5 protein-coding genes and 1 pseudogene are annotated in these 7,857 nt (G+C 56.3%); 3 read left to right on the forward strand and 3 right to left on the reverse strand.

Going from position 1 to position 7,857, the window contains the following annotated elements; all coding sequences use genetic code 11:
- A pseudogene (locus tag EOA38_RS21440) lies at positions 1–374 on the reverse strand (hypothetical protein); the annotation flags it as partial.
- A gap of 289 nt (positions 375–663) precedes the next feature.
- On the reverse strand, positions 664–1,941 hold the full coding sequence (locus EOA38_RS21445) for an acetyl-CoA carboxylase biotin carboxylase subunit family protein (RefSeq protein ID WP_127300171.1): 1,278 nt from the start codon (positions 1,939–1,941) through the stop codon (positions 664–666).
- 513 nt (positions 1,942–2,454) lie between these two features.
- On the opposite strand from EOA38_RS21445, the gene EOA38_RS21450 reads away from it, so the two are divergent.
- Complete coding sequence (locus tag EOA38_RS21450; protein WP_127300172.1) at positions 2,455–3,456, forward strand: 4-hydroxyproline epimerase; 1,002 nt, start codon at positions 2,455–2,457, stop codon at positions 3,454–3,456.
- A gap of 575 nt (positions 3,457–4,031) precedes the next feature.
- Here EOA38_RS21450 and EOA38_RS21455 read toward each other — a convergent pair.
- On the reverse strand, positions 4,032–5,465 hold the full coding sequence (locus EOA38_RS21455) for a PLP-dependent aminotransferase family protein (protein ID WP_127300173.1): 1,434 nt from the start codon (positions 5,463–5,465) through the stop codon (positions 4,032–4,034).
- A gap of 346 nt (positions 5,466–5,811) precedes the next feature.
- On the opposite strand from EOA38_RS21455, the gene EOA38_RS21460 reads away from it, so the two are divergent.
- Both EOA38_RS21460 and EOA38_RS21465 read left to right on the forward strand, forming a co-directional pair.
- Positions 5,812–7,029, forward strand: coding sequence for an FAD-dependent oxidoreductase (locus tag EOA38_RS21460; RefSeq protein ID WP_127300174.1), 1,218 nt, complete (start codon positions 5,812–5,814; stop codon positions 7,027–7,029).
- 21 nt (positions 7,030–7,050) lie between these two features.
- A complete protein-coding gene (locus tag EOA38_RS21465; RefSeq protein WP_245480889.1) occupies positions 7,051–7,407 on the forward strand; it encodes a non-heme iron oxygenase ferredoxin subunit in 357 nt (118 codons plus the stop codon).
- Positions 7,408–7,857: the final 450 nt, after the last annotated feature.

Genomic DNA, 7,857 nt, shown 5'->3' on the forward strand with positions numbered 1-7,857 from the left:
TGGATGTCGTCACGGAGGCCCTGTTTGCGAAAAAAGGCGCGATGCTCGATCTCCTGTTGGCGCGACAGCGAGCCGCTGGGTCCCAAATAGGCAGCATACAGATCGTCGAGATCGAGATCAGTTCGCAGCAAGGCGGCGTTGACACCATACGAGCAACCGATATCGACTATCTTCAACTTCGTCTTGTTTCTAATGCGTCGATAATCGGCGAAGATCCTTTCGAAAACCGGCTTGGCCCGATCTGGAAGCATATAGTCCACGGCCAAACAAGCCCGAAAATAGGGGTGCGGCCATCTGCTGTTGTAGCTGGCCGTAAAATCATGTTTCGCCTCCTGAACTCTACCGCGCTCCGCACTTGCTGCCTCACTTGACATGCTGCTTCCCTCTTCGCTCCTATCGCAATCTCATCCACGAGAGGCGATTCAAAATAGTGCCGGGTTGGAGGAGAGGCCAAAAAAAGCGATTTTCTGCCCATCAACTCGGCTAAGGAACATCGCCGTGGCGTGTACTCGAAACCTGACGGTACCGACGGGCAGGCATTGAACTCTCAGGGCCGGCGGTCGATTGCAAAGCGCCGGCTGCGAGATCGCTCGCTTCTGCAGAGGCAGATCACCGGCCTTCGTCCCCGTCTCATGCTCGGTATCGTGATGATGATGCTTTTCCTTAACCGTTTTCTTTCACGAGACCGGGAGGTGAGGTGCTGCACGTTTGGTTTTGTTTGTCAATGACCGGAAATGGCCTGATAGACCAGCCGACTAAGCCGGCCGCACGCTGAAGTGTCGCCTCGGTCTCAGCAAGACTGGATGAAGCGGCGATTACATGTCCCAAACAGTCTCGATAATCGCCTTTTCTCTCGATCAGCGTCTTGGGTTCAACATAGAACTTGACCTCGGCAACACCTGATACTGCGGCCGCTTGGCTGTGCCCATCGATCCAATCAAGGGTGCCATCGCGATCAGCAATCAGGTGCCGCGCGGCCGCTGTTTGCGAGTGCCTTCTGCGCAAATCCCATTCCTCACCAATGGCAGCCTTGATGTGCTCGGTGATCAGATCGACACCATAAGCCAAATGAACTAGTTGTGGAAAAGGCGTGCCAGCAAGACGCGGATTGACTTCAATGACGACCGGGCCACGCATCGTCCACCGGAACTCTATGTTCGTTGGCCCCCAGCCGAGGCCGAGGGCTCGCAAACAGCTCAGCGAGACATCCACGATGCGCTCTTGCTCGTCATCGCTCAGCAGGGCCGGAAAGGTGAACTCATGACAAACGAAATGAGGCGGGCAGCCGAAGTCGCCGGTGCCAATTGCAACCACCTCATTCCCCATTATCTCAGTGGTATAATAGGGGCCTTGTGCGAACTCTTCGACCAATATCCTCGGCGAGGACCGCCATATGTGCCCCCCGCCCAACAGATGGCTCGTATGTTCGACTACCTCATCGGCAGTGCGGCACAATCGGACACCGACGCTGCTGTGGCCCACCGCAGGCTTCACAATCACCGGCAGCCCGATTTCCGCGGCAGAATTCTTTATCTCCGCTGCATTGGCCGCCAAGCGGTAAGCAGGCATGGGAACGCCTGAGGCCGCGAGAAGTTGACGTTGAGTGTACTTATCGAGGCATTGTTCGATAGCTTCCGGATTCGGTCCAGGTAGATCGAAGTGCCGACAGAGCTTGCTGGCCGTGGCATAGAACGAATCGGCAGCGCCTGTTATGCCAGCGATCTCATAAGTCGCTCGGAGCCGGGAACATTCGCGGATCAACGCATCCAGATCGTCTGTATCAACACAGATTGTCTCAACCTCTTTCGCTGCGAAATGGTCATACCGAGTTGGATCATCTGAAAGGGCAATTGGCTGAAGGCCACGACGCTGAGCAGCCTGGAGGTATAGCAGACCCGAGCCCATTCTCGTGCCCCCAATCAGGATCAACGCTCTTGCCATTGGCTATGGGCCTCTTCAGTGCGTCACGTGCGGCTTGTCTGAACGATTGTCGGCATCTTTGTAGACGCGCTTGACCTCAGACCTTGCCCCGAGGCTACCATCGTCAAAGAGTTTGCGGCGTTAAGACTCTGCGAAATTTACTTCGAGTTCCGTTGCAGGTTTGTTGCACGACTGCCGTTCAAACTTGTTGCGTCTTTGCAAAGTCGGACAGGGCGTGCTTCGGCCGCGTCGGCGGGGGTTTTTCGCTGACGCGGAGGGTGACTACCCGTTATGACAAGTTGTATTGCAGCTGGCGTATGGGTCGATGGGTCGGCGCCTCGCCAAGACCATCGGCGTGTTGCATGAAAGCGAACGCGGCTACAAGATCACGACACGAAATTCTTTAGTAACGTTTTCCCGGGAGATCAACTGTGGGGCCGACGACCGGGCGGCTGCTCGCCGATATGGTTGCCGTAAGAGCGCCAACGACCAATCTTACACCCTTTTCCGTTTTTCCTGATCTGGAGGATAATCATGAATCCCCATACCTTCATATGCATCGATGCTCATACTTGTGGCAGTCCCGTTCGCGTTGTTGCGGGCGGAGCTCCTATACTGCCCAACGTCAGCATGGCCGAAAAGCGTCAGATATTCCTGCGCGAGTATGACTGGGTGCGCCAGGCCTTGATGTTCGAGCCTCGCGGCCATGATGTTATGTCGGGCTCCATTCTCTATCCTCCGTCACGTGAGGATTGCGATATCGGTGTGCTGTTCATCGAAGTTTCCGGCTGTCTTCCCATGTGCGGCCACGGCACCATCGGTACGGTAACCGCCGCACTGGAACAGGGTTTCGTGGTACCAAAGACCGAGGGGCGGCTGGCGCTTGAGGTACCCGCCGGTCGGGTGGAGGTGGAGTACACACGAAACGGTCGTTTCATTGATGAGGTCCGCATTTACAATGTGCCGGCCTATCTTCATGTAAGTGACGCAAAAATCGACGTTCCAGGCATTGGAGAACTTATTGTGGACGTCTCCTACGGTGGCAACTTCTATGCCATTTTGGAACCTCAGAAGAACTGGTCCGGTCTCGACAGCATGACTGCCGACGATATCCTTAAGATCAGTCCGGTTGTCCGCAAATTGGTACAGAATGCCGTGCGGCCGGTGCATCCAGAGGACGTTCGGATTTCTGGGGTCAGCCATGTCATGTGGGCTGACAAGGCCAAGCACCCGGAAGCAAATGCACGCAACGCGGTGTTTTTCGGTGAACGCGGGATCGACCGCTCGCCATGTGGCACGGGCACCTCCTCCCGCATGGCACAGCTCGTGGCAAAAGGGTTGCTGAACGTCGGCGAAACATTTGTTCACGAGTCCATCATCGGGACCCTGTTCCATGGTCGTGTGGAGAATGTGTCGGAGATTGCAGGACGTCCTGCCATTCTTCCGAGCATCGGCGGATGGGCGCGTGTCACCGGTTATAATACCATTTTCGTCGATGAGCGGGACCCACTCGCCTTCGGGTTTCAGGTAAAGTAAGGAAGCCAAGAACGTTACTTTATCCGCCCAGATCGCACTGCCGAGTTCATCGCGAAACACAAAAAACTCCGCCTGGTCAGCAACAAAGAGATTCTCGAAGAGTCCGAGGACATGTTGGTTTCCGCGGTGCCTTACGAGGTCGTCCGCGGCGCGACGAAAAGTCCGGCCAGAAACCGGTTGCCTGCTACACGCTCGCTTGGACTCATTGGCAAGACTGCGTTGCCGGCCCTGACGGGCGGACGGCAGGTGGAAGCACCTGACCTGGCCGGCCTATGCCGACGCCGCCGCATGGCTGTCGGCTAGCGAACGAGCGGTCGACCACACGCAGTCCTAGGTGCTGCTTCTGATGGGCGAGCCCCGCTTGCCCTTGCTTGGTTGCCAGCTTCTTCTTGGCACTGTTCTTGCGCGCGCGTGCTGCAGGCTCGGGCGATACGGGCTATTGCCTCTGGGGGAAGCGGATTGCTCGGCCCGGCGGCGCTTCTTCGACTCCAGCCCGCCGCCGGCTGGTTATAGCCCTGAAACAACCGGAGAATGCACGACGCTACGCAGCCTCGAACCTTCCAATCTGACGGCCATCACCGCCCGACCGACCTGTGCATCATCTCACCCAATTTCGCCAGATAAGTTTCGTTTTGAGCTGTCCATGGGAACGAGAAGTTAAGCGCAACGAAGTTTCGGAAGGAGGCCTCGATCGAGAAAATAGGACCTGGAAGAAAACTGAAGTCAGATTCTATCGCCTGAAGCAAAGCGCCGGTAGCGTCGAAGCTAAGCGGCCCTCGTACCCAGCACATAAACCCGCCGGCGGGAGGCGATACGACACACTCACTGGGGAAATGTTCTGCGATTAGCTCGAGGCCCCTTTGCATCCTCGCAGCAAGGGTGCCGCGCAATCGTCTTAAATGTCGGTCCTGACTACGGATTGCCAGAAACGTGGCGATTGCGCGCTGGACAATACCGTCACCGCTGTTCAGCCCGTGTGTATATTGGTGCGTCATCAAACGCCGTGTGTGGGTGCCGGCAATGATCCAACCCAATCCATATGCTGGCGGGAGCGAGGCCATAAAACTGCCGAATTGCACCACGATATCGGACGGATCGTGTTGTTTGAACGAGGGCTGTCTGCTGCCACGGTAGTTCAGCTCGCTGAACATATCATTTTCGAGGATAAGCACTTGGTGTTGCCGAGCAATTTCGACAACACGGCGCATGGTTTGCTCGGAATAGGTCACGCCTGTGGGATAGTGATGAGAGCCCATAAGTAAGGCCACGTGAACGGAATTCGAGCGGACAAGATGCAGGAACTGCTCCGGATTGATACCGGAGCGCGGGTGGGAATATATTTCCACTACGGAGAGGCTCTTGCGGTTCAATCCGGCCAGCATTGGAAAATAGGACGGACTTTCGACAAGAACGGTGTCTCCTGGCTTGGTGAATGCATTGAGGCACATGTCGAAGCACGACATGCCGGTGTTGCCGACAATCACTTCCCCCTCCGAAATAACGCATCCTCGCTTTGATACGCGGCGCGAAATTTCATGTCGCAGCTGCATGTCGCCTTGGGGTGAATCGCATCCAACAAGCCGGGTTTCCCCTTGGCGCAAGAGTTGGCGCAACAGCCGGTCTATGTCGCTGCGGTCGAATAAGTCTGGACTTGGGTAGAAGCTGCCGAACGCGTTAAGCTCATTTGAATAACAAATATGAAGCAACGCCTCAGGCAGATTTTTAACAGCCTCTCCCTCGCCATGGTGGCCTCCTGAGCCGGTCGCTGGCCCCGGCAAGCCCACGACATAGAAGCCCGACCGGGGCCGGGCCTCGCAAACACCTTCAGCCTCCAGGAGCTCGTATGCATGATGCACTGTCATTGGGCTGTAACCGGTATCTTCGCTTAACTGTCGAACAGACGGCAGGCGATCACCGACCCTCAGTGTCCCTGTGCGAATGCGGCGCTTGATGAGGTCAACGACAAATTCGTAGCGGCGCATAGCGGATGTGTTGGGCGCATGGCTCATAGGATTGGAGTTCCGATCGTAACTGGCACCTGCTGTGTCTGTCACAAGAAAGCCGCTCCACCTTTTAAACGAACAATGGGTCGCAGTCAGATCCGTTGCGGTGCTTGAGCCTTCTGCATCGCGTACTCGGCAGTCGAACAATATTGATCCCCTCTGACCGGTGAAATGCACAAAAGCCACGAATTCCGCGGAGCACAGTTTCTGGCGAGCAGGCGGTTCGAGGTTTGGAACTGGGCCGTCTGTGCTGAACGAATTCGTAGGAATTTGACACTAGCGCGTCGGCATATTTTTGTTTCTTTTTGTCATGTTGGTAACGTTCAAAGTCGCTGGGCGCTGAGGAAGGTTTATGGAAACGGTCGTTATCATCGGAGGAGGACTAGCAGGACATCGTGCTGCCACTACGCTCGCCGAGCTGTGTCCTGAGCAGCGCACCGTCCTGATTCACAGCGAAAGTGGGAAACCCTATGACAGGCCGCCGCTGTCAAAGGATTTTCTCTTGGGGGCCAAGAGGCCGACCCTGAAAGGGTCTGAACTGTATGGAGACCGCATTGTTTTGAGGGATGGAACGAAGGCCACTCTCATCGACCCTCTTCGACGCATCGTCCATACTGATATTGGTGAACCGGAACACTACGACAAGCTGTTGATCGCGACGGGATCTCGAGCCCGGCAGTTCGAGAACCTCAATGTGGACCCGGCACAAATTCATTGTTTGCGCACTGAATCCGACGCTTTGCGATTACGCGCGGCGCTTGCGCCTGGCCGGCGGCTGGCAGTTATTGGCGGTGGTTTTATCGGGCTGGAGGTATCATCGGTCGCTCGCCGCTTGGGCTGTCAAACAACGATAATTGAGCTAGCGCCGCGACTGCTGCCGCGCAGCGCCTCGCTCTCTTTGTCAGAATGGGTCGCGACGCGTCACGCGAGCGAAGGTGGTGAGCTCCGTTTGAACTGTGCAGATCTGCGCATGTCGAATAACTCAAAGGGCGAGGTCGCTCTGACTTGGGATGGAGGGGCCGCCGTTGCTGACATGCTCCTTATTGCCATCGGAATTGGGCCAAATGCGGAAATCGCCGCCGACGCAGGCATCGACACCGCGGACGGGATCGTCGTGAATGCACGCTGCGAAACGTCCGTTCCGGGAATATATGCCGCGGGAGAAGTGACGAACTATCCTGTGCCCGCGCTTGGCCGGCGGCTACGCAGTGAGAGCTGGACTGTGGCCGGCGATCAAGCCGTAGTGGCCGCACAAGTCATGTGCGGTTTGGATGCACAATATCAGGACCTGCCTTGGTTCTGGTCCGATCAGTGCGGCGTAACCCTCCAGTCATTCGGGCTGCCAGCCCTCGCCACGCGCTTGTATCGCATTGGAGAGGTCGCGAGCGAACGGTGGCTGGAGATTGGCACTGATGACCATGGACGTTTTGTCAGTGCCGTGGGGGTCAACCCCGGCCGTGACATGACGCAGCTTCGGCGAGACGCCAAGGCTGGCAAGCCGATATCGCCGGATCTTATGAGCCGAGCCGAGGAAATTGACCCGTCCGAGATATACCTGGCAACCGGATAATTGCGGCAATCGGAGTGAACTGTGACAACAGCCGAAAAGATCATGGATACAATGCCTCAGACTTCTGAATGGCTAATTGTTTGTGCACTTTCCGATCTTCAAGAGGATACGGTAACACCGGTCGAAATCGAGGATAATCGGATTGCCATCTACCTGATCGACAGCAAAGTGTATGCGACCGACAATGTGTGTTCGCACGCGTTCGCTCTCCTTTCCGACGGCTGGCTCGAGGGGACTCTTATCGAATGCCCTCTGCATGGAGCTCAATTTGAAATTACCTCCGGGGAAGTGGTTCAAGGCCCGGCTGACTGCCCAATCACCGTGTTCAAGACGAAGGTGGAAAACGGCCAGGTCCTGGTGCGTCTCCCCGTGTCGTGAACAGTTGAAGCTCTAAGCAGCAAGGAACATCATCCCTGGGAACTCAACCAACCGCCAGTGATCTCGCGATGGAGAGGCGAGGCGACCCAGGCGACCAATATCGCTGCTCGAAAGGATTGGCGCAGGCCCCGTGTTCGGGTGTTCGGGCACCCCGAGTTCATAGGTCGAACTCTATCGTGAGTTGGTACGGTCCAAAAAAATCGCCGCGGGGGTGGTAGGGTGCGAGCGGCTCGACAGTAGCCCCTCGTATCGCTCTAAGAGGCAGGCTGCCATGTTCACTAAGGCACCTGATGGTGGCGTTGTGCTGATGCAATTTGCTGTTATCTGCATCTAGCAATGCGCAGCTTGACGGTTACTTTCCTTGGCGGAGCGTGTCATCGTGAGAAACCCGGATCCAAGGAACCCGGGCCTGGACAAATCAGAGAGATCAAGGGGTAATATTATTGGAGC

Origin of the sequence: Mesorhizobium sp. M1E.F.Ca.ET.041.01.1.1, from assembly GCF_003997355.1 — a bacterium.
Taxonomy (GTDB): domain Bacteria; phylum Pseudomonadota; class Alphaproteobacteria; order Rhizobiales; family Rhizobiaceae; genus Mesorhizobium.

Coding starts and splice junctions, on each gene's coding strand:
- EOA38_RS21455 (WP_127300173.1), bottom strand. CDS start 5,465: ATGAGCCATGCGCCCAACACATCCGCTATGCGCCGCTACGAATTTGTC.
- EOA38_RS21450 (WP_127300172.1), top strand. CDS start 2,455: ATGAATCCCCATACCTTCATATGCATCGATGCTCATACTTGTGGCAGT.
- EOA38_RS21460 (WP_127300174.1), top strand. CDS start 5,812: ATGGAAACGGTCGTTATCATCGGAGGAGGACTAGCAGGACATCGTGCT.
- EOA38_RS21445 (WP_127300171.1), bottom strand. CDS start 1,941: ATGGCAAGAGCGTTGATCCTGATTGGGGGCACGAGAATGGGCTCGGGT.